The sequence below is a fragment of the Kitasatospora sp. NBC_01539 genome, from assembly GCF_045040525.1.
Classification (GTDB): Bacteria; Actinomycetota; Actinomycetes; order Streptomycetales; family Streptomycetaceae; genus Kitasatospora.
Genome location: NZ_CP109390.1, coordinates 5,531,981 through 5,554,035 on the forward strand (window position 1 = coordinate 5,531,981; position 22,055 = coordinate 5,554,035).

Annotated in this window: 18 protein-coding genes; 10 read left to right on the top strand and 8 right to left on the bottom strand. The window is 73.8% G+C overall.

Features of this window, described 5'->3' with window-relative positions:
* The first annotated feature begins 28 nt into the window (after nucleotides 1–28).
* Complete coding sequence (locus tag OG335_RS24020) at nucleotides 29–739, top strand: uracil-DNA glycosylase (protein ID WP_405013183.1); 711 nt, start codon at nucleotides 29–31, stop codon at nucleotides 737–739.
* A 134-nt stretch (nucleotides 740–873) separates the two neighbouring features.
* Here OG335_RS24020 and OG335_RS24025 read toward each other — a convergent pair whose 3' ends face one another.
* On the bottom strand, nucleotides 874–1,608 hold the full coding sequence (locus tag OG335_RS24025; RefSeq protein ID WP_405013184.1) for a 3-oxoacid CoA-transferase subunit B: 735 nt from the start codon (nucleotides 1,606–1,608) through the stop codon (nucleotides 874–876).
* Between the two features lies 1 nt (nucleotide 1,609).
* The gene (locus OG335_RS24030) at nucleotides 1,610–2,371 is read right to left on the bottom strand and encodes a CoA transferase subunit A (RefSeq protein ID WP_405013185.1); all 762 of its coding nucleotides are present in this window, start codon (nucleotides 2,369–2,371) and stop codon (nucleotides 1,610–1,612) included.
* 538 nt (nucleotides 2,372–2,909) lie between these two features.
* On the opposite strand from OG335_RS24030, the gene OG335_RS24035 reads away from it, so the two are divergent.
* From OG335_RS24035 to OG335_RS24060, 6 genes are all read left to right on the top strand, one after another.
* Nucleotides 2,910–4,112, top strand: a complete 1,203-nt coding sequence (locus OG335_RS24035) for a substrate-binding domain-containing protein (protein WP_405013186.1) — start codon at nucleotides 2,910–2,912, stop codon at nucleotides 4,110–4,112.
* Between the two features lie 71 nt (nucleotides 4,113–4,183).
* Nucleotides 4,184–4,981, top strand: a complete 798-nt coding sequence (locus tag OG335_RS24040; RefSeq protein ID WP_405013187.1) for an ABC transporter ATP-binding protein — start codon at nucleotides 4,184–4,186, stop codon at nucleotides 4,979–4,981.
* Nucleotides 4,982–5,127: 146 nt separating this feature from the next.
* Nucleotides 5,128–5,943 carry an ABC transporter ATP-binding protein gene (locus OG335_RS24045; RefSeq protein ID WP_405013188.1) on the top strand — a complete coding sequence of 272 codons (816 nt, stop codon included), beginning with the start codon at nucleotides 5,128–5,130 and terminating at the stop codon, nucleotides 5,941–5,943.
* Nucleotides 5,940–6,806, top strand: coding sequence for a branched-chain amino acid ABC transporter permease (locus OG335_RS24050; RefSeq protein ID WP_405013189.1), 867 nt, complete (start codon nucleotides 5,940–5,942; stop codon nucleotides 6,804–6,806). Before OG335_RS24045 ends, OG335_RS24050 begins: the two co-directional genes overlap by 4 nt.
* 107 nt (nucleotides 6,807–6,913) lie before the next feature.
* A complete protein-coding gene (locus OG335_RS24055; protein ID WP_405015507.1) occupies nucleotides 6,914–8,020 on the top strand; it encodes a branched-chain amino acid ABC transporter permease in 1,107 nt (368 codons plus the stop codon).
* A gap of 77 nt (nucleotides 8,021–8,097) precedes the next feature.
* Nucleotides 8,098–8,970 (top strand): alpha/beta fold hydrolase, encoded by an 873-nt coding sequence (locus OG335_RS24060; protein ID WP_405015508.1) that lies wholly within the window; start codon nucleotides 8,098–8,100, stop codon nucleotides 8,968–8,970.
* A gap of 52 nt (nucleotides 8,971–9,022) precedes the next feature.
* Here OG335_RS24060 and OG335_RS24065 read toward each other — a convergent pair whose 3' ends face one another.
* Together OG335_RS24065 and OG335_RS24070 are read right to left on the bottom strand one after the other, a co-directional pair.
* Nucleotides 9,023–10,273, bottom strand: a complete 1,251-nt coding sequence (locus OG335_RS24065) for a hypothetical protein (RefSeq protein ID WP_405013190.1) — start codon at nucleotides 10,271–10,273, stop codon at nucleotides 9,023–9,025.
* Nucleotides 10,274–10,580: 307 nt separating this feature from the next.
* Nucleotides 10,581–11,180 (bottom strand): DedA family protein, encoded by a 600-nt coding sequence (locus OG335_RS24070; RefSeq protein WP_405013191.1) that lies wholly within the window; start codon nucleotides 11,178–11,180, stop codon nucleotides 10,581–10,583.
* A 738-nt stretch (nucleotides 11,181–11,918) separates the two neighbouring features.
* Between OG335_RS24070 and OG335_RS24075 the strand changes: the two genes are divergently transcribed.
* On the top strand, nucleotides 11,919–13,064 hold the full coding sequence (locus OG335_RS24075; RefSeq protein ID WP_405013192.1) for an LLM class flavin-dependent oxidoreductase: 1,146 nt from the start codon (nucleotides 11,919–11,921) through the stop codon (nucleotides 13,062–13,064).
* 198 nt (nucleotides 13,065–13,262) lie between these two features.
* Here OG335_RS24075 and OG335_RS24080 read toward each other — a convergent pair whose 3' ends face one another.
* Complete coding sequence (locus OG335_RS24080; protein WP_405013193.1) at nucleotides 13,263–15,707, bottom strand: putative bifunctional diguanylate cyclase/phosphodiesterase; 2,445 nt, start codon at nucleotides 15,705–15,707, stop codon at nucleotides 13,263–13,265.
* A gap of 359 nt (nucleotides 15,708–16,066) precedes the next feature.
* Complete coding sequence (locus OG335_RS24085) at nucleotides 16,067–16,492, bottom strand: OsmC family protein (protein ID WP_405013194.1); 426 nt, start codon at nucleotides 16,490–16,492, stop codon at nucleotides 16,067–16,069.
* A gap of 249 nt (nucleotides 16,493–16,741) precedes the next feature.
* Here OG335_RS24085 and OG335_RS24090 point away from each other — a divergent pair, with 249 nt between their 5' ends.
* Entirely contained in the window at nucleotides 16,742–17,077 is a 336-nt protein-coding gene (locus OG335_RS24090; RefSeq protein ID WP_405013195.1) for a chorismate mutase, read from the top strand.
* Nucleotides 17,078–17,321: 244 nt separating this feature from the next.
* Nucleotides 17,322–18,260: a signal peptidase I gene (gene lepB, locus OG335_RS24095; RefSeq protein ID WP_405013196.1), complete on the top strand. Its 939-nt coding sequence runs from the start codon at nucleotides 17,322–17,324 to the stop codon at nucleotides 18,258–18,260.
* Nucleotides 18,261–18,312: 52 nt separating this feature from the next.
* Here the strand turns inward: lepB and OG335_RS24100 are convergent, their stop codons facing one another.
* Together OG335_RS24100 and OG335_RS24105 are read right to left on the bottom strand one after the other, a co-directional pair.
* Nucleotides 18,313–19,365, bottom strand: a complete 1,053-nt coding sequence (locus OG335_RS24100) for an EamA family transporter (protein ID WP_405013197.1) — start codon at nucleotides 19,363–19,365, stop codon at nucleotides 18,313–18,315.
* A gap of 129 nt (nucleotides 19,366–19,494) precedes the next feature.
* A complete protein-coding gene (locus OG335_RS24105) occupies nucleotides 19,495–21,840 on the bottom strand; it encodes a transglycosylase domain-containing protein (RefSeq protein WP_405013198.1) in 2,346 nt (781 codons plus the stop codon).
* Between the last annotated feature and the right edge of the window lie 215 nt (nucleotides 21,841–22,055).

The following is a 22,055-nucleotide window of genomic DNA, read 5'->3' on the forward strand; positions in this document are numbered from 1 at the left end:
ATGCCGCGCGGTCGGTGGGAGGTTTGTCGTGACGGATCTGGCTGGGGCGGGCGTGGGCGCCGGTTTCGAGGTACCCGAGTCGTGGCAGGAGGCGCTCGCCGAGGAGACCGGCAAGCCGTACTTCGCCGAGCTCGCCGCCTTCCTGGCGACGGAACGGGCCGAGCACCAGGTCTTCCCGCCGAGCGGGCAGGAGTTCTCCGCCCTCGCGGCGACGCCCTACGACAAGGTGCGCGTGCTCGTCCTCGGCCAGGACCCGTACCACGACGACGGCCAGGCCCACGGCATGAGCTTCTCCGTGCTGCCCGGTACCAAGACCCCGCCGTCGCTGCGGAACATCTTCAAGGAGCTGGACGCCGACCTCGGCATCCCCGCCCCCGACAACGGCTACCTCATGCACTGGGCCGAGCAGGGAGTGCTGCTGCTCAACGCGGTGCTCACGGTGCGTGCGCACGAGGCCAACTCGCACAAGGCCAAGGGCTGGGAGAAGTTCACCGACGCGGTGATCAAGGCCGTCAGCGCCCGCGAGGAGCCCTGCGTCTTCGTCCTCTGGGGCAACTACGCGAAGAAGAAGCTGCCGCTGATCGACACGTCCCGCCACGCGGTGGTGCAGGGCGCGCACCCGTCGCCGCTCTCCGCGAAGCTCTTCTTCGGCAGCCGGCCGTTCTCGCAGATCAACACGGCGCTCTCGGAGGCCGGCGGCGAGCCGATCGACTGGACGATCCCGAACCTGAAGGACTGAGTCCGCGAGGTCCGGCGGATCCGGTGGTCCCGGCGACCGGGAGACGACCGGGGAGACGAGCGGTCGGGGACGACGGAGGCCGGCCGGGGCAGCGCGCGGGTGTGCGCGCTGCCCCGGCCGGCCTCCGTCGGGGTTCAGGCGGTTTCGTCGCCGAATCCCGCCGGCACCAGCAGCGGAGGCTCGCTGGCCGCCCGGACCTCCGCGACCGTGCGTCCCGGTGCCACCTCCACCAGCACGAGTCCCTCGGGCGTGACGTCCAGCACCGCGAGATCCGTGACGATCCGGTGGACCACGCCCCGGCCGGTGGCCGGCAGGGTGAGCTCGTTCACGATCTTCGGCGAGCCGTCGCGCGCGACGTGCTCCATCACGACGATCAGCCGGCGCGCCCCGTGCACCAGGTCCATCGCGCCGCCCATGCCCTTGACCATCTTGCCCGGGATCATCCAGTTGGCGAGGTCACCGCCGGCCGACACCTGCATCGCACCGAGCACCGACACGTCGATCCGGCCCGCCCGGATCATCCCGAACGAGAACGCCGAGTCGAAGTAGGCGGCGCCCGGACGGACGGTCACTGTCTCCTTCCCGGCGTTGACGAGGTCCGCGTGCTCCGTGCCGGCCTCCGGGTACGGGCCCACCCCGAGGATGCCGTTCTCGGAGTGCAGCACGACGTGCACACCGGGCGGCAGGTGGTCGGGGATCAGCGTCGGCAGGCCGATCCCGAGGTTCACGTACTGGCCGTCGCGCAGCTCGCGGGCCGCCCGCGCCGCGAGCACGTCGCGCGGGTCGGCGGTGGCGTCGGCGGCGGCGGCGTCGCGGGCGGCCGTGGTGGCCGTGGTGCCGGGAGTGGTGGTCGTGGTCGTGGGGGACATTTCAGGCCTCCTGGAGAGCCGGTCGGACGGTGCGCCGCTCGATCCTGCGGTCGGACGGGTCGGCCGCGACCACCCGGTCGACGTAGACCCCGGGCAGGTGCACCGCGTCCGGCGGCAGCTCACCCGCCTCGACGATCCGGTCGGCCTCCACGACGGTGATCCGTCCGGCCGCCGCGCACAGCGGGTTGAAGTTCCGGGCGGCGGCGTGGAACACGCAGTTGCCGTGACGGTCCGCCACCTCCGCACGGACCAGCGCGAAGTCGGCCGTGATCGCCTCCTCCAGCAGGTAGCGGCGGCCCCCGAACTCGCGGACCTCCTTCGCCGGCGAGCACACGGCCACCGAGCCGTCCGCCGCGTACCGCCACGGCAGCCCGCCCTCCTCGACCTGGGTGCCGACCCCGGCCGGGGTGAAGAAGGCCGGGATGCCCGCCCCACCGGCCCGGAGCCGTTCGGCCAGCGTGCCCTGCGGTGTGAGCTCGACCTCCAGCTCGCCGCTCAGGTACTGGCGGGCGAACTCCTTGTTCTCCCCGACGTACGAGGACGTCATACGGGCGATCCGCCCGGCGTGCAGGAGCAGGCCGAGGCCCCAGTCGTCCACGCCGCAGTTGTTGGAGACGACCTGCAGGCCGCCGGTGCCGGCTGCGGCGAGCGCGCCGAGCAGAGTGCTGGGGATACCGCACAGTCCGAAGCCGCCGACGGCGAGGACCGCGCCGTCGGGGATGTCCTCGACGGCGCGATCGGGGGAGTCAAGGACCTTGTCCAAGGGGTCACCTCACGGGGTTCGGGCTGGTGGGGCGGGCAGGGGCCGGCCGGTACGGGCAGACCCGGTCCGGCGGCCTGCCTGACGGTCCGTCCGGCGGTCGGTCCGGCGGTCGGTCCAGCGGTCGGTCCGGCGGGCGGTCCGGCGGCCTGCTCCGGTCGGCGGCGGACGGGCGGCCGTCGCGCCGGGGTGGTGCCGCCGGACCACCCTCACCGGGGAACAGCGCCCGTTCCATGGCGATGCGCGACAGCAGAACGGGCCGGCCGGTGTCGCCGGGCCACATGGGTGCACCGCAGACGCCCGGACATGGCCGAGACCCACACAGTGCGGGCCCCGGGTGCGTCGACCGGCGCCATGTCGCCGGCCCGGGCGCGCTCCTACGGTTCCGGCATCCACCCCGCAGCACCCTCAGGAGCCGGCCATCATGCGCAGCAGTCTCGTCACCAGTGTCAGAGCAGCCGGAACCACCGGGGATCCCGGGCAGCGGGGGCGTGCCGGCGACCCGGGCACGACCGGCCGGGCAGGACGCCCGGGGCGTGCCGTGCGCAAGGCGGCCATCCTCGCGGTGTGCGGTGTGCTCGCCGTCGGCTGTGCCAAGGCCGGCACCGCGGGAACGGCCGACGCGAAGAGCGCCGACGCGTCCGGCCCGGTGAAGGTCGGGCTGCTCTACTCCCGGACGGGACCGCTCGCCGCCTACGGCAAGCAGTACCTCGAAGGCTTCAAGGCGGGGCTCGACTATGCGACGAAGGGCACCGGCAAGGTCGACGGGCATCCGATCGAGTTCGTCGAGCAGGACGACGCGGGCGACCCCGCGAAGGCGGTCTCGGGGGCGAAGGAACTGATCGGCAAGGGGTACAAGATCCTCGCCGGTTCGACGGCCTCCGGTGTGGCCCTGCAGGTGGCGCCGTTCGCCGCGCAGAACAAGGTGCTCTTCATCAGCGGCCCGGCCGCCGCGGACAAGGTGACCGCGCTCAACACGTACACCTTCCGGTCCGGGCGCCAGTCGTACCAGGACACACTGACCGCCGCCTCCTTCATCGGTGAGGCGAAGGGCAGGAAGGTGACGGTGCTCGCCCAGGACAGCGCCTTCGGGCAGGCCAACGTCGCCGCGGTGCGGGCCGTGCTCGGGAAGGCCGGTGCGACCGTCGACGCCGTCCTCGCCCCGCCCAGCGCCACCGACCTCACCCCGTTCGCCACGCAGGCCAAGGCGTCCAAGCCCGACCTCCTGTTCGTCGCGTGGGCCGGCGAGACCGCCTCGGCCCTGTGGACGTCCCTCAACCAGCAGGACGTCTTCGCGGCGACCCGGGTCGTCACCGGCCTCGACCTGGCCGCCTCGTACCCGCTCTTCGGCCCGGCGGCCGAGAAGATCTCCTTCCTCAACCACTACTTCCCGGGTGCCGCCGGCACCGACGTCGAGCGCGCCATGACGGACTCCGTCGCCAAGGCGGGCGGCAAGGCCGACATCTTCACCCCGGACGGTTTCACCGCGGCCCAGATGATCGTCCACGCGATCGAGGCCAACCACGGGTCGGCCGACGACACCACGGCGCTGGTGAAGGCCCTGGAGGGCTGGAGCTTCGACGGCGTCAAGGGACGGCTCAGCATCCGCGCCGAGGACCACGCCCTGCTGCAGCCGATGTTCCAGGTGAAGCTCACCGGTACCGGTGCGGCGGCCAAGCCCACCGTGGAGAAGGTGCTCACCGCGGACCAGGTGGCGCCGCCCGTCACCGCGATGGCGGGCTGATCCTGATGCAGCCTCCCGTATCCGCGGCGGGACCGCAGGAGCCGGTGGCGGCAGCGGTGCCGGTGGCAGAGGTGTCGGTAGCAGAGGTGCCGGTGGCGCCGGGCGCTGCAGCAGCACCGGGCACACCGGTGCTGCGGCTCCGTGGGCTCGGCTGGTCGGTCCGCGGTGTGCCGATCCTGGAGGACGTCTCCTTCGCCGTGGACGAGGGCGAGTTCATCGCCTTCATCGGACCGAACGGTGCCGGGAAGACCTCCCTCTTCAACCTCGTCTCCGGGCTCCACCCGGCGACCCACGGCACAGTGGAGCTCGACGGCGTCGACGTCACCGCGCACGCCGTCCACGCCCGGGCCAGGCTCGGGCTCGGGCGCACCTTCCAGACCTCCTCCCTGTGGAACGGGATGACGGTCGCCGACCACGTCCGCCTGGCTGCCCAGGCCGCTGCCGGCCCGGTGGCCTCGTACCGGTTGTGGCGCCGTGCCGACCGGTACGACGCCCAGGTCGCCGGGACGCTGGAGCGCACCGAGCTCGGGCACCGCGCGGACACCCTGGCGGGCGCACTGTCCCACGGGGAGAAGCGCAAGCTGGAGCTTGCCGTGCTGCTCGTCGCGGACCCTCGGATCATCCTCCTAGACGAGCCCATGGCCGGTGTCAGCGCGGAGGAGGTGCCGGCGCTCACCGAGCTGATCCGCTCCGTGCACCGGGATTCGGGCCGGACGGTGCTGATGGTCGAGCACCACATGGACGTCCTGCTCGGCCTCGCGGACCGGGTCGCGGTGATGCACCACGGCACTCTTCTGGCACTGGACACTCCTGCCGCAGTGATGGCGGACGCCACCGTGCAGCAGGCCTACCTGGGTGAGGCGCTGTGAGCGACGACTCCTCTCGGACGGGACGGACAGTGGGACGGACGACGGGACGGACGGCGCGGTCGGCGCCACCGGAGGCGGACGGACACCGGGACGGCACCGGCACCGGCACCGGTGGTGCGGGTGGTGCCGGCGGCGACGGTGGCGCGGTGGTCGTGGAGCCGCTGCTCGCCGTCCGGGGGCTGCGGGTGGTGATCGACGGACTGCACATCCTCCACGGTGTGGACATCGATGTTGCGGCGACGGGCGTCACCGCACTCCTCGGGCGTAACGGTGCGGGCAAGACCACCACCGCCAAGGCGGTGATGGGACTCGTCCCACGGACGGGGAGCATCCGCTTCGACGGGGTCGAGCTCGTCGGCCTGCCCACCCACCAGGTGGTCCGGCAGGGCATCGGCTACGCCCCCGAGGACCGCGGCATCTTCGCCGGCCTCACCGTGGCGGAGAACCTCCGCCTGGCCGAGCGGGACGCCGAGCCCGCCTACGACCTGGTCCACGAGCTGTTCCCCGAACTGCGCACGCGGGCCCGGCAGCTCGCGGGGACGCTCTCGGGCGGCCAGCAGCAGATGGTGGCGATCGGCCGCACGCTGCTCAACCGCAACCGCCTGGTCATCGCGGACGAGCCCACGAAAGGCCTGGCTCCGAAGATCGTCTCCGAGGTGGCGGAGGTGCTCGCCAGAGCCGCCGAGCGGGTTCCGGTGCTCCTCGTCGAGCAGAACCTGGCGCTGGTGAGGCGACTGGCCGACCGGTGCGCCGTCCTGGCCGACGGCCGTACCGCCCACCAGGGTGCGGCCGCCGACCTGCTGGCCGACGAGGAGGCCGCCCGCCGCCTGCTCGGCGTGGGTGGCCGAAGGGCGGCGGGGCCGACGGCGCACCCGGCCGCAGCCGCGGCGTCCACCGGGGCCCTCCAGCGGGCCGCCGACCCCGATCCGACCGCATCCGTCACGGAGGTGATCTCCCCATGAGCACTGTTGTTCTCCTTGTCTGTACCGGTCTCGGGCTCGGTGCGCTGTACTTCCTGGTGGCCTCCGGCCTCTCGCTGATCTTCGGGCTGATGGACGTGCTGAACTTCGCCCACGGCGCGCTGCTGTCCGTGGGGGCCTACGCCTCCTGGTGGGCCGCGGCCGAGGCCGGGATGTCCTTCTGGCTCGCCGTCCTCTTCGGCACGGTGGTGGGCACTCTCGCCTCCGTCCTGCTCGAACTCGTGGTCATCCGGCCTCTCTACAGCCGTCCGCGGGACCAGATCCTGGCCACCGTCGGTGTCGGGCTCGCCCTGCCCGCGCTGCTCATGGGTGTGTGGGGCGCCGATGCCAGGCCCTTCCCGCAGCCCTCGGAACTCTCCGGCACCGTCGGCCTGTTCGGTGCGGTCGTGCCCGTCAACCGCTTCGTTCTCATGGGGGCGGCCCTGGCCGTCCTGTTCGCCCTGCGGCTCTTCCTCGCCCGCACCCGGTACGGGCTGATCGTCCGGGCCGGCGTCGAGGACCGTGCCATGGTGACGGCCCTGGGGATCGACGTCCGCCGTGCGTTCACTCTCGTCTTCGCCATCGGAGGCGCTGCCGCCGCTCTGGGCGGGGCCCTGGCCGGCCTCTACTTCGGGTCCGTGAACCCCGGTCAGGGCACGGATCTTCTGATCTTCGCCTTCGTCGTGGTCGTCATGGGAGGCATGGGCTCCGTCACCGGTGCCGCGGTGGCATCGGCCGCGGTCGGTCTCGTGCAGCAGTTCGCGAACTACTACACCGCCGCCGGTCTGGGTGATCTCTCCGTCGTCGTACTCCTGGCCGTGCTTCTCCTCGTACGGCCCCGCGGACTCACCGGGAGGCTCGCGTGAGCTCCAGCACCTCGACCACGAGCGCCGGAAGCCCGGACGGGATCGCCGATCCCACCCTCAGCAGTGTTCCTGACGGCCATTCTGGATCCGGCGGACGTGAACGCACCATCCCTCGAACAGGTGAATCATTCCGCCACGGCTCGACGCCGGGCCGACGGGCACTACGCTGGTGGCCGATCGCTCCGCTGATCCTGCTCCTTGTCGCCCCCTACAGTGCGCTTCCCCTCCCCGGGCTCCTCGACGGCCCGCTCGGCAGCCCCGGAAGCCTCCAACTCCTCGCCCTGTGCCTGGTCTACGGCGCCCTCGCGACCGGCTACGACCTTCTCCTCGGCCGCACGGGCCTGCTCTCCTTCGGCCACGCCCTCTACTTCGCCACGGGCCTCTACGTCACCGAGCTCGCCATGATCGAGCTCCGTCTCCCCTTCGCCGCCGCGGCCGCCGTCGGCACCGCCGCCGCGATCCTGCTTGCCCTCGCGCTCGGGGCGGTCAGCCTCCGGGTGACGGGCATCGGCTTCTCCATGGTCACGCTCGCCTTCGCCCAGGCCGGCGCCATCCTCGTGCAACGGAATCCCGGCGGCCTCACCGGCGGTGAGGAGGGCCGTGCCGCCCCGACGGACCTGCTGCCCACCTGGACGGTCGGCATCGGCAACACCGCCAACCTCTACTGGATCGCCCTCGCGTACCTCGTCGTGACGCTCGCGATCGTGCACCACGCCGTCAACTCGCCCACCGGACGCATCTGGGCCGGAATCCGGGAGAACGAGCGGCGCGTCGAGGTGCTGGGCCTGCGGCCCTACGGGTACAAGCTGATCGCCTTCGTCCTGGCCGGCGGCCTCGCCGGTGCGGGCGGTGTGGTCTACCTCCTGCTCACCGGCGGTGCCACCCCGCAGGCCGCCACCTCGGACGCCACCCTCGCCCTCCTCGTCATGGTCGTGCTGGGCGGCTCGGGCACCCGCTGGGGCCCGCTCCTCGGCGGGGTGATCTACACCTGGGCCGGTCACCGCCTGGGCGACCTGGCCAACTCCTCGGCGGTCGCCGACCTTCCCGCGGTCCTGAAGGTGCCGCTCTCCCAGCCGCTCTTCCTGCTGGGCGTACTCTTCGTGGTCGTGGTCTACCTGCTCCCCGGCGGTCTGGCCCGTCTCCCGGGCCGGATGCGGGCCGCCCGCGGCGGGTCGGCCGTCCCCGTACGCACCCGTGAGAGCGAGGCAACGTGAGCACTCCCGATGTCGCAGGCCACGTCGCAGGCCACGTCGCAGGTCACGTCGAAGGTCATGTCGCAGGTCACGAGGAACTGACCGTCGCTGTTCCCGGCGGAGACCTGACGGTGCTGCGCTGGCCGGCCCGGACGCCGCACGCGCCGACCGTGGTCGCCGTCCACGGCATCACCGCGAACGCACTCGCGTGGGGCACGGTCGCCGATCGCCTCGCCGGGCAGGCGGTGCTCGTCGCCCCCGACCTGCGCGGCCGGGCCGGCAGCCGCGAGGTCACCGGCCCGTTCGGCCTGGCCCGGCACGCCGACGACGTCGCGCAGGTCGTCCAGGCTCTCGGCCTCGGGCCCGCCCTTCTGCTCGGGCACTCCATGGGTGCCTGGGTCGGTGCGCTGACGGCCGTCCGGCATCCCGAGCTGGTGCGCCGCCTGATCCTCGTCGACGGTGCGCTGAGCTTCCCGCTCCCGGCCGGCGTCGACGAGGACGACGCCCTGGCCCATGTCCTCGGCCCCGCACTGGCGCGGCTGTCCATGACGTTTCCCGACCGAGCGGCGTACCGGGACTTCTGGCTGGCCCACCCGGCGTTCGCAGGTGCCTGGACCGACCGCTGGGACGCCTACACCCAGCGCGACCTGGTGGGAGAGGAACCGGAGCTCCGCTCCTCCTGCGTGCCGGACGCGATCCGGCAGGACGGGCGCGAGGTCCTGCTCGACGAGGACGCCGCGGCCGCGATCCACCGGCTGCCGTGTCGCGCCGAGCTGCTCTGGGCCGAGCGCGGCCTGCTCGACGAACCGCAGGGCCTGTACGACCCGGCCCGGATCGAACGCGCGGGCCTCGACGGCACCAGGGTCCCGGCCACGCGGGTGCCCGGCAGCAACCACTACTCGATCATCGGCGGCGCGGCCGGGGCGGACGCCGTCGTCGAACGGATCCTGGACGGCGGGTCCGCGGCCTGACACCACCGGGGCCGCCCCGGCCGAGCCCCCGGACGGCGGCGAGTGGCGGGCCTCAGCCCGCCGCCCCGAGGAAGGCCTGCCAGCCGTCGGCCGGGGCCTTGCCGACGCCGAGCGTCCGCAGCTTCCGCAGCATCGACTCGTCCTGCACGTCGAGCCATTCGACGAGCTGGCGGAAGGAGACCAGGCGGACGTCCGGCTTCGCGGCGATCTCCTTCAGGGTCTCCTCGACCGCGTCCATGTAGATCCCGCCGTTCCACTGCTCGAAGTGGTTGCCGATGAACAGCGGCGCCCGGTTCGTGGTGTAGGCCCGTTCGAAGCCGGCCATGTAGGCCCCCTTGGCCTGGGCGCGCCACTCGCCGTACCGTGCCGGGTCGCCCTTGGTCGTGCGCGACTGGTTGGCGAGCATGTTGTAGTCCATCGACAGCACCTGGAACGTGTGGCCGGGGAACGGGATCGCCTGCAGCGGGAAGTCCCAGATCTTGCCGTCCTGCACCTTCTGCGGCCAGATCTGCTGGCCGCCCGGCGAGCTGGCGTCGTACCTCCAGCCGAGCTTCGCGGCGGTGGGCAGCAGGGCCTTCTGGCCTTCGAGGCAGGGCGTACGGCCGCCGATGAGTTCCTTCCTGTAGTCGAAGGGCAGCGGCTCGACGTCGGTGAAGCCGGTGTTGGTCCGCCACCCGGTGACGAAGGAGATCGCCTGCTGGATCTCGCTCTCCCAGTCCTCGGGAGTCCACTTGTTGACGCCGTTGTGGTCGGAGCGGCTCGAGCAGAAGTGCCCGTTGAAGTGGGTGCCGATCTCGTGGCCGTCGAGCCAGGCCTGGCTGATCAGCTTGACCGTGTTCCGCACCGCGTTCCCGGACAGGAAGGGTATGTCCGACGCGCCCACGGAGTGCCGTGGCGGGTGGTAGAGGCTCGCCTTCTCCTTCGGCAGGGTGTAGATGCCGGAGAGGAAGAACGTCATGGCGGCCTTGTGCTCCTCGGCGATCTTGAGGAACCGGCCGAACTGCCCGTCGTCGGTCGCGCCGGCGCCGTCCCAGGAGAAGACGACGAACTGCGGCGGCTGCTCGCCCGGCTTCAGCTTCTCGGGCTTGGGCTGGTTCGGCTGGATCCCGGAGTCCGAGGTCGAGCCGTCTCCCAGCGGGGTCGCCTTGACGGGCTGCACCGTGGGCCGGGTTCCGGACGCGCTCGCCGTGCCGCCCTGCGCGTCTCCGGACGCTGATCCGCCGCCCGAACACGCCGTCACCACTCCGAGTGCCGCGGTGGCCGCACCGGCACTCAGCACGGTCCTGCGTGAGATGCTGCTCATGGTCTCCCCCTGGGCGTGGCACCGACGACGCGGCCGGCGCCCTGCCTCCGCGTGGCCGTCTGGGCGCACCGACATCGTCGGGCAATCGATCATGTGTGCTGTTCAAGGATGGCAGGTGCCCGCGGGAGTGCCGGGGCTCCGAATGCCACCGCTACCCATCACGCGTGGAGTCCCGTGACGGCTCCCGTTCCGGCCGACTGTTGCCGTCCTGAGACAGGACGGGCTTCGACCGCCCGGCGTCGGGTCCTGCGGACGCCCGGTGCGACGCCCGGTGGGACGCCCGGTGGGACGTCCGGGCGCCGCCGTGTCAGCAGGCGACGGCGCTCCGGCGCCGGCGCCTGATCAGCCGGGCGACCGAGGTGCTGATGAGGGTCGCCGCCGCGCACGAGACCGCGAGGCTCAGCCAGGCGGTGTCGAACCAGTGGCTGTTCAGCCAGCCGAGGCTCACGATGTACGTCGCCCAGATCACGGCCGCCAGGGCGGACCACCGCAGGAAGAGCCGGGAGGAGTCCGGCGAGTGCCCGACCGCGAGATCCAGGATGGTGCGCCCGGCGGGCACGAACCTCGCCACGATGACGATGACGGCCGCCGCCCGGCTGGTCTGCTGCGCGAGACCCGCCTGCACGCGTTCCACACTGGTGGCCAGCCCGGGCCGGCTTGCGAGCCGGCGCCGCACCGCGGGGGCCCCGCGGCGGGCCAACTGCAGGAGCAGCAGGTCGCCGAGGAAGGAGGCGACGGCCACGCCGGCGCCGAGCAGCAGCGGAGCGCCGTCGACCTCGGACGTTCGCAGAACCGCGAGGATCACCAGCGTGCCGCTGGGCAGGAAGGGTAGGAAGGCGTCACCGAGCACGGCGCACAGCGCCAGCGCGCAGATCCATGTCGGGCCGATGACGGCTGCGGCGTCCAAGGTCGAGCTCCCTCCAGACCGCCCGGGGGAGAGCAGTGCTGCAAGGAGTAACGCTAGCGACTCGACCTTTCATGCCGTGAAGCACCCCCTGTGCCGCGCTTCACAGCACCGGCCGGAACCATTCCGCGCGAACTTCCGTCACGCGCGACCGTGGGCGTGATGCGCGGGCCCGACCACCGGAGCGGGCCGCGCGGCGGAGCCCGTACGGCCGCGTGCTGCGGCCGCCGGTCCGGCGGGGTATCCGGTGCCCGGCGCCGCGGAAACGGGCACCCCGCCCGGACCGGACGCCGTCCGCGCGTGGACCTGTCCCGACACGGCACGAGCCCCCGGAACGGGGTGCCGTTCCGGGGGCTCGTGCAGACGGCGCGGCGCTGGTCCAGCCCGGCTGTCCTCGTCAGGAGCGCGGTCGCACATGCACCGCACTGGTGGGTAACTTTGCCCGATCCGATCCTCTGACGCGACCTCAGATGCTGGCGACTTCCGGCGCTGGCATGAAGTCGCCAGCGCCCTGCGGTCCAGGTCAGGCGGGGCGCCGGCCGGGCCCGCTCTGGCAGGCGGGCAGGTGCGCGGACGGGCTCCGCCCCGGTGGCCGGTGCGGGGCGGGGGCCGGCTGCGGGCCGGACGGCCGGGAACACCCGGGGCCGGTCCGGGGTTGTTGTCCCACTGTCCACCGGTCACGCGGTGGCGCCGGTGCAGCGGCATCGCAGACGGATCGCGGAGATCAGGAGGACGGGCGGCATGAGCAGCGAGGACCAGCGGCCGAGCGGGACCAACGGGGCGCAGGCCACCCCATCCGAGGACGCGAGCCGGTCGGAGGACGCCGTCCGGGGCCGGGCCCGGGGGTCCGCGCCCGCCCCGCTCTCCATCCTCGACCTCGCCACGGTCGGCGCCGGCCACACCCCGGCCGAGGCGCTCGCCGCCACGACCGAGCTCGCCCGCGGCGCGGAGGAGTGGGGCTACCACCGCTTCTGGGTCGCCGAGCACCACGGGATGCCAGGGGTGGCCAGTTCCAGCCCGGCCGTGCTCCTGGCGCACCTGGGCGCGCACACCACGACGCTCCGGCTCGGTTCGGGAGGCGTCATGCTGCCCAACCACGCGCCGCTGGCGATCGCCGAGCAGTTCGGGCTGCTGGAGGCGCTCCACCCGGGTCGGATCGACCTCGGCCTGGGGCGCGCCCCGGGCACGGACCAGGCCACCGCCCGGGCCCTGCGGCGCGGCCTCGCGGACGGCGCGGACGACTTCCCGCAGCTGCTGTCCGAGCTGACCCACTTCCTCGACGCGGACTTCCCCGCAGGGCACCCGTACGCACGGCTGACGGCCGTGCCCCAGGGTCCGGAGCGGCCGCCGATCTGGCTGCTCGGCTCGTCCGGCTTCAGCGCCCGGCTCGCGGGCCGGCTCGGTCTGCCCTTCGCCTTCGCCCACCACTTCAGCGCCGGCAACACGGAACCCGCCCTCGACCTGTACCGGAGCTCGTTCCAGCCCTCCGAGGTGCTCGCGGAGCCGTACGCGCTGATCGGTGTGAGCGCGGTGGCCGCCGACGACGAGGCCGCGGCGCTGTGGCTGTCCCGCTCGGCGGGGCTCGCCATGCTGCGGCTCCGGCAGGGACGGCCCGGCCCGATCCCGACCCCGGACGAGGCCGCCGCCCACCCCTACACCGAGGCGGAGGCGGACTTCCTCGCCACCTGGCTGGGCAACGTGGTGCTCGGCGCCCCGGGCGACGTGGCGGACGGCCTGGAGGCGCTGCGCAAGCGGGTCGGCGCGGACGAGCTGATGGTGACGTCGCACATCCACGGCCACGCGGCACGCCACCGCTCCTACCGGATGATCGCGGACGCCTACGGGCTCACCACCGACGGCTCCGCGGCTGCCGGACCGGTGGTCTGAGCCCGTCCCGAGCCGGCCTCGGCACCATCCCGCGAGCGCGCGGTGGTGCCGAGGCCGCCGCGCTCCGCCCCGCACCCCGCTCCGCCCCGCACCCCGCTCCGCCCCGCACCCCGCTCCGCCCCGCACCCCGCTCCGCCCCGCACCCCGCCCCGGCGGTACCCGTGCACCGCCCGTCGTGTCCCGCCACCGCGGGCGGGATCACCGCGAGCCGTTCTCGCGGAGCATCGCGGCCACCAGGTCCGCCGCGCCGGGCTTGGCGAAGTACCAGCCCTGGGCGGTGTCGCAGCCGGTGAGGCGGAGGCGTTCGGCCTGGGCCTCGTTCTCGATGCCCTCGGCGGTGACGGTGAGCCCCAAGGCGTGGGCGAGCTGCACCATCGCGCCGACGATCTGCTCGTCGGCCTCGGTGCGGCGGGCGCGCAGGCCGTCGGCCTCCCCGGCGGCCGGTCGGCCGCCGTCGGCGCGGCCGCCGACGGCCCCCGCGTCGCGGAAGCCCTCGACGAAGGTGCCGTCGAGCTTCAGCACGTGGACGGGGAGCCGGGAGAGGTAGGAGAGGTTGGAGTAGCCGGTGCCGAAGTCGTCGATGGCGATCCGGATGCCCATGTCGGCGAGCGCCTGCAGGGCCTGCAGCGGGCGTCCGCCGGGGCCGAGCAGGGCGCTCTCGGTGATCTCCAGCTGGAGGAGCCCGGCGGGCAGGCCGGTGCGTCGGAGCACCTCGGCGACGTCGGCGACGACGTCGGAGTCCCAGATCTGGCGTGCGGCGAGGTTGACGCTGACGAACGTGTCGGCGTCGGGGAACTCCGCCAGCCAGCGGCGGGCCTGACGGCACGACTCCTCCAGCACCCACTTGCCGAGCGGCACGATCGCCCCGGTCTCCTCCGCGAGCGGGATGAAGCGGTCGGGCGACAGCGTGCCGTAGCGAGGGTGGCGCCAGCGGACCAGCGCCTCGGCGCCGTGCACGAGGCCGTCCGACAGCCCGACGAGCGGCTGGTACTCGACGGTGAACTCGCCGCGTTCGAGGGCCGGCCGGAGTGCGGTGGAGAGCAGCTGCCGGGTCAGTTGGTGGGCGCCGCGCGCCGGGTCGTACAGCGTCCAGCGTGCCCGGCCGTCGGCCTTCGACCAGTAGAGCGTCGAGTCCGCGTCCTTGAGGAGGTCGGTCGGCGAGGTGCCCTCGACCGGCCGCTCCACGACGCCGACCGACGCCGTGACCACGAGCCGGTGCCCGGCGATCTCGAACGGCCGCTCCAGCGCGCCGAGCAGGCGGTCGGCCAGGGCCGTGAGCTGCGCCGCGCCCTCGCTGTCGGTGACCAGCACGGCGAACTCGTCCCCTCCGAGCCGGGCCACCAGCTGGCGGTCCCCGCGGGCGAAACCGTTCTCCAGCCGGGCGGCCACGGCGACCAGCAGCCGGTCCCCGATGTGGTGCCCCAGGGTCTCGTTGATCGCGGCGAAGCAGTCGAGGTCGAGGTAGCAGAGCCCGATCCGCTGGTGCTGCCCGTGCTCCGCGGCCGCGCGCCCGGGGCCGCCCGCCGACGTGCCGGCGGATCTGCCCGCGGCGCCCGTGCGGGCCGGACGAGCCGCTCCCGCGCGGGTCGAGCCGCCGGCCACCGCACCGGTGAAACCCGTCCGGCCCGCCGCGCCGTGTGCCCTCCGTCCGGCACCGCCACCCGCCGGGGCGGGCATGCCGGCCGGTGCGCCCCCGGGCATCCCGGTAGGCATTCCCATAGGCATCCCGGTAGGCATGGACGGCGGCGCGGCGGGAGGTACGGAGGCAGGGAGGGAGCCCGGCGCCGTCGGGGACGTGCCGGCCGGCCGGGACCGGTCCGCACCGGGGCGGGCCGGGAGGAACGCGGCTTCGAGGCGTTCGAAGAAGAGGGTCCGGTTGGGCAGCCGCGTCAGCGGGTCGTGCAGCGCCTGGTAGGCGAGCCGGTCGCCGAGCAGCCGCTGTTCGGTGACGTCCTCGACCATCGCGAGCGTGTAGAGGGGGTGCCCGGCGCTGTCCCTGATCAGGGAGATGGTCACCTTGCTCCACACCGACCGGCCGTCGCGGTGCTTGAGCCGCTTCTCGACCTTGATCCGGTCGCGCCTGCCGTCCACCAGTTCGCGGTAGAGGCGCTGCGGGGTGTCCTCGGGGTCGATGATGTCGTGGATGTGCGTGCGGCCGAGCTCGGAGGGCTCGCACCCGACCATGGCGGCGAAGGCCGGGTTCACCTCGATGATCCGGTCCTCGGGGTCGATCAGGGCCATGCCGATCCCGGCGTCGGCGAACACGGCGCGGAAGCGCGACTCGCTGGCCCGCAGCGCGGCGAGCAGGCGTTCGCTGCCACCGCCGATGCCGTTACCGCCGCTGCTCCTCGCGCCGCCGGCCGGGCCGGAACAGGCGGGACAGACGGTCTGCGGTTCCTCGACGGGCGGACCGTCGGCGGCACCGTGCGGAGTGTCGGCGGCACGCGGCTGCGCGGCCCGGTCCTGATCGGCCCGGTGCAGCTCCGACCGCGGCTGATCGGCGCGCCGTTGATCGGTGTGGCGCTGGTCGGGGTGGGGCGGGGGCGCGTGCGCCGGCTCCGGACGCCCCGGTCGTTCCCGGTGCAGCTCCTCGTACCGCACGACCGAGTGGTGTGCGTCGACCCCCTCGTTTCGGCCCGGCACGGCATGCTCCCGTCCGCTGCTCCCACTGTGATCCGGACGGTTGCCCGTGCTGCAGTGGTCCGTGTTTTCGGCGGTCCGCGCCCGCGGTCGATCGAACCCCTCGGGGCCGGGCCGTCGCCGCCGATCATAGGCGGCGCACGGAAGCGGAAGCGACTGCCGCGAGGGCGATTCGCCGGGTTTCTGACGAAGGGTGGGACTCCGTGCCCCGGACGCACCGGCGCCCCCGGTCCCGTCGGGTGACGGAAGCGGGGGCGCGGAGGGCGCGGGCAGGGCGCGTCGTCCGCCGGGGGCCCCGGTCGGCCCGGTCGACGGGGTGCCGTCGGACCTGCGGAGACCCGGGTCGGCCGACGGCCGGGCGCCTACGCGAGCTTGGCGGTCAGGGTGATCGTCGTACCGGTGAGCGCCTGGCTGACGGGGCAGTTGGCCTTGGCGTTCTCGGCGGCCTTGGTGAAGCCGTCCTCGTCCAGGCCGGGCACCTCACCGGTGACGGTGAGGTGGATGCCGGTGATGCCGGTGCCGGGCTGGAAGGTGACGTCCGCCTGGGTGTCCAGCTTGGTGGGCGGGGTGCCGGCGCCGGCCAGGCCGTGCGAGAGGGCCATGGAGAAGCACGCCGAGTGGGCGGCGGCGATCAGTTCCTCGGGGCTGGTCTTTCCGTTGGCCGCCTCGGCGCGGGCGGGCCAGGAGACCGGGAACTCGCCGATGCCGGACGAGGCGAAGGTCACCACGCCCTTGCCGTCGAGCAGATTGCCTTCCCACGCGGTGGTCGCGGTGCGGGTGGTTGCCACGGTCAGGTACCTCCTGGGCTCGGGAACTGGTGGACCATCAGGTCCGGTGGTGCCGGGCCCAGCCTACGGCCCGACCGGCCCCTGCCCGGGCGATCGGCCGCACCTGGCGCGCGGCGGCTGTCCGGATGCTGGACCAGGGGTCCGGAGGGTGGGGTTTCCCGGGGCGGCCCCTGTTAGATTTGCCGAGGCCCGCGCCGGTCACCGGCCGTTCGGGCATGTCCAGCCCGCGAGACCCGGAGCGATCATCCGATGACCGATCAGCCCATCGACCCCACCGTCGACGCGACGGGGAAGATCGCGGACGCCGTACTGGCCGAGCTGACCAGCCTGCGCGAGAGCATCGACAACATCGATGCGGCCGTGGTCCACATGCTGGCCGAGCGCTTCAAGGCCACGCAGAAGGTCGGCCGCCTCAAGGCGGCGCACAAGCTGCCCGCCGCGGACCAGGCCCGTGAGCGTGACCAGATCAAGCGGCTCCGCGAACTCGCTGCCGGGGCCCATCTCGACCCGGTCTTCGCGGAGAAGTTCCTGAACTTCATCATCGCCGAGGTGATCCGTCACCACGAAGCCATCGCGCGGGCCTGATCCGCGGCGGAGGCGCTGCGGCAGCGGTGCCGCAGCAGGAAACCCGTGCCGGGGCGGCCGGAGCCGGGCACCGGCACCGGGCGTCGGCAGCGCGCACGTCGACGCGGGATTCGCCACCGCCGCAGGGCGGCGCTAGCGTGCTGTCGTTCTTCGACCGGCGATATTCGACCCACCGGCGGGGCGCTGCCGGTGGGCCGTCGTGGCCGGTGGCCGCGCTGCGGTGGCGCGAGGAGTGGCAGCGCAGATGACCAGGTACGTGAGCACCCCGGGCGCGGACGCGGGTGCCGGCACCGCCGCCGGTCCCGAGCACGGCAGCGGGCCGGCCGAGGGGGCCGTCGCCGCCGGTGCGGCCGCCACCGGCACCCCGCCCGGCGCGATGCCGTCCGGTACGCCCTCCGACGCACCCCCCGGCGGCCTCCGCGCCCGGCTGCCGCGGATCGCCGGGCCGCGGCGCCCCGACGCCGGAACCACGCCCCCGGCCGGGGGCGGCGCCGGTGGCGGGGACGAGAACGCGGCCCGCGGCGGTGGCCGCCGCGGACGGCGACGGTGGCCGTGGTGGATGGAACTCCCGGTGATGGCCGCCGTCGGCCTGCTGGTGGCGCTGGTCGTGAAGACCTGCCTGTTCCAGGTCTTCACCATCCCGTCCGGTTCGATGGAGAACACGCTGCGGGTGCACGACCGGGTGGCGGTCAACAAGCTGGCCGTCCTCACCGGCTGGCAGCCGAAGCCCGGCGAGCCCGTGGTCTTCCGCGACCCGGGTGACTGGCTGCCGGCGCGGACGGCCTCCGGCGGTACGCTGCCCGGTGCCGTCGACAGCGTGCTGAGCTTCGTCGGCCTGCTGCCGCCGAAGGACGACAACTACCTGGTCAAGCGGGTGATCGCGGTCGGCGGGCAGACCGTCCAGTGCCGGGGCACGGAGCTGCGCGTCGACGGGCAGATCGTCGTCGAGCCCTACCTGCACGCCGGTGACGACTCCTGCGCGGGGCTGGACTTCGGGCCGGTCACGGTGCCGCGGGGCTACGTGTGGGTGGAGGGCGACCACCGCAGCAACTCGGCCGACTCGCGCTACCACCGGGAGGGCCCCGGCGACGGGGCCGTGCCGGTCGGGAACGTCGTCGGCCCGGCGGCGGCGGTCGTCTGGCCGCTCGGCCACGTCGACTGGTTCGGCTGGTCGGGCCGCTGACCGGCGCGGGTCCGGAGGCCCGGCCGCACGGCGCCTCGACCTGACCGCACCGCTACCCGACGGCCCGCTCGTCGGCGGTCCCGGTCGCCGTGGCGGCGGTCGGGACCGGGGCCGCGGACGGTGCCCGCTCGACGGCCCGCTCGGCAGGCGTGGCCGGGACCGGGGTCGCTGCCCGGTCGGCGGGCGGCCGACTGGTCTGTGCGGCGAAGGCGCCCGCCAGGACGAGGAATCCGCCGAGCAGCTGGGGCGTCCCGAGGTGTTCGCCGAGCAGCACCCAGGCCAGCACAGTGGCGACGACGGCCTCCAGGTTCGCCACCACCCCGGCCACCGGCGGCGACAGGTGCTGGACGGCGACGACGCCGGTCAGATAGGCCAGGACGGTTGCGACCAGCACCATCCAGGCGGCGGGCAGCAGGGCGGGGAGCTGGTGGCCGTTCATGGTCACCGAGCCGCCGAGGAGGCTCCAGTCCGCGTTCCAGGGCCGGGTGACGGCGGTCAGGACGACGGCGCCGACGAGCAGCCCGTACGCGCTGACCGCGATGGGGTCGATCGGGCGTTCGCCGCGGCGCCCGGCGTCCGCGAGCACGAAGTACCCGACCTGGCAGAAGGCCGCGCCGAGGGCGAACAGCACGCCCACGGCGTCGAAGCCCAGGCCGTTCCAGACCTCGACGACGCAGGCCAGACCGGTGACGGCGACGCCCGCGCCGATCACGGCGCCGCGCGAGACCGGGCGCCGCTGGACGAACCGGACGTAGCCCAGCAGCAGCGGCGGGCCGAGGTACTCGATCAGCAGCGCGACGCCCACCGGGATGCGTGAGATCGCCGCGAAGTAGCAGGCCTGCACGCCCGCCACGGCGAGGAGGCCGAAGCCGAGCAGCAGCCCGGGCCGCTGCCGTACGGCCGCCCGGTGCCGGTAGGCGAGGGGCAGCAGCACCACGGCTGCGCCGGTCACCCGGAGCCACACGACGTGGACCGGCGAGAGACCCGCCTCGATCAGCGGTTTGGCGGCCGTCCCGGAGCCGCCGAAGGCGACGGCGGAGAGCAGGGCGAGGGCTGGTCCGAGGGAGGCGGGGCGGCGGGGCGGCGAGGGCGGAGAGCTGTGCACCGCCGCATTGTGCCAGTTCGCGGACGTGCTACGTAAGGCGCCATCTTGAGGTTTGGTGCTGTTCTCTCCGGTGTGCGCCTGCGGAGCCCGCCCGGGCGGGGCTTCCGGCCCGGGCCCGGGCGGACCCGGCTACCCGCCGCCGCCCGGGGCGGCCCCGGTGCCGGTGTCGGAGCCCGATCCGGAGCCCCCGGTGCCGAGCAGGCCGCCGCCGGAGCCGCCCGTTCCGGTGCCGGTCCCGCCGCCCGTCCCGGAGCCGGTGCCCGTCCCGCCGCCTCCGCCGAGGACGCCGCCGGTACCGCCGGTACCGCCGGGCCGTCCCGCGCCGGGCGTCGCGCCCGGGCTGGACCGGGGCCGGCTGCTCTGCCCGGTCCCGTCGGAGCCGGCGTCGGGAGCGGTGGGCTCGGTGGAGGCCGGGGCGGACGGGCTGCCGGAGGGCGTGCCCGACGGGGTGCCGGTCGGCGCCGTCTCCACCGGCCTGGTGCGCACCTGCTTGGGCGCGGTGAACGCGGTGACCGGCTTGCCCGCCAGCGCGGACTTCATGTAGGCCGTCCAGATCTGCGTGGGGTAGCGGCCGCCCGCGGCCGAACCGGTGCCGCCGATGCCGTCGAGCGTGACCTGGGCGCCGGTCTTCGGGTCCTGGCCGAACAGCGCGACGGCGGTCACGAGGTCCGGGGTGTAGCCGACGAACCAGACCGACCGGGAGTCGTCGGTGGTGCCGGTCTTCCCCGCGGTGGGGCGCTTCAGCGCGGCGGCGCGGTACCCGGTGCCGCCGGGGTCGCCGACGACGCCCTGCAGGATGTCGGTGGTGGCGCGGGCCGCCTCGGTGCTGACGGCCTGGGTGGTGCCGTGCGCGGGCAGCGGCACCTGCTCGCCCTCGACCTCGACCGACTTCACCAGCCACGGGGTGATCTGCCTGCCGTCGTTGTCGAGCGCCGCGTACACCCCGGCCATCTGGAGCACGCTCGGGGTGGCGGCGCCGAGCGGGATGGACGGCACCGCGGAGAGGCCGGGGGTGTCCGCGGGCAGCCCGAGGGCGACGGCGGTCTTCCGGACGTTCTCCAGGCCGGTGTCCTGCGCGAGCTGCGCGTACACGGAGTTCACCGACCAGTCGGTGGCCTGCTGGAGGGTGACCTGCCCGTAGTCCTTGCCGCCCTCGTTGGGCGGGGCGTACGGCACGCCGGTGCCGCCGCGGACGGCGCGGCCACTGGTGCCGTCGTAGACGGTGTCGGCGCTGATCCGGCGGCCGGACTGCGTGGCCGCCCCGCTGTCGAGGGCGGCGGCGAGGGCGATGGCCTTGAAGGTGGAGCCGGCCTGGTAGTCCTGCCGGGTCGCGTTGTCGATCCAGTGCTCGGTGGCGTCGCTGCCGCCGTACAGGGCGATCACCGCGCCCGTCCTCGGGTCGACGGAGACGGCGCCGGCCTGCGCGTCGGCGTCCTTCTTCCGTGCGGCCGGGTCGAGGTTGTCGGTGAGCTGGGTGCGGACGGCGGCCTGCAGCTGCCGCTCGCGCTCGGGGTCGACGGTGAGGGTGATCGCGTAGCCGCCCTGGGCGAGCTGGGCGTCGGTGAGGATGTGCTGCGAGGTGAGGTAGTCGGTGGCGGCGGCGACGAGGTAGCCGGCCTGGCCGGAGAGCCCGGGGGCGTTCTTCGGCTCCTTCACCTCGGGGAAGGCGATCGCGGCGCGGTAGGCGGCGGAGAGCCAGTCCTCCTGCACCATGCCGTCCAGCACGTAGTTCCAGCGGTTCGTCGCGTTCTGCCTGCCCTGCGGGGTGGCGGTGGCCACGTCGTAGGCGCTCGGCGCGTTCAGCAGGGCGGCCAGGTAGGCGCCCTGCGCGGCGTCGAGCCCGTCGGCGTCGATGCCGAAGTACGCCTGGGCGGCGGCCTGGATCCCGTACGCCCCGCGCCCGTAGTACGAGGTGTTGAGGTAGCCGGCGAGGACGTCGTCCTTGCTCTCCGTCGCGTCCACCTTGATCGCGATGAAGAGCTCCTTCACCTTGCGGGTGACGCTCTGCTTCTGGCTCAGGTAGGTGTTCTTGACGTACTGCTGGGTGATGGTGGAGCCGCCCTGGGTGCTCTTCCCGGTGGCCGTGTTGAAGGCGGCGCGGGCCAGGCCCTGCAGGTTGACCGCGCCCTCGTGGTAGAAGTTCCGGTCCTCGGCGGCCAGCGCGGCGTGCCGGGCCTCGGGCGAGATCCCGTCGAGCGCCACGTTCTGCCGGTTCGTCCGGCCCGTCCGGGCGATCAGCGTGCCGTCCTGGTAGAGCCACGTGTTGCTCTGCGCCATGGCGGCGGCGTGGGCGTCCGGCACCTTCACCATCGTCAGGCCCAGGGTGAACAGACCCGCGCAGAGCACGACGACCACGACCGCACCCGCCAGCGTCATCCGCCAGGTGGGCAGCCACCGGCGCAGGCCGGTCCGCCGCCGGCGCGGCGGCTTTCCGGCGGGTGAGGGTCGGCCGTTCTGCTGTGGGGTACGGGGCACCGGGGGACCCTTCCTGCGAGCCCCGAAGCGGTTGCTCACGCGTCTGACGGCATGGACCGTCCCAGCCTGCCTGATCGACTTGTCAGGCGTTAGGGACTTATGTCCCATTTCTTCCTACCGCTCCTTTAATCCGGCAGGCCGCCCGGGCACCACCGGGCCCGGGGCTCCGCCCGCCGCGGCGCGGCGGGTATGGTGCCCCGACCCGCCGCACGAGG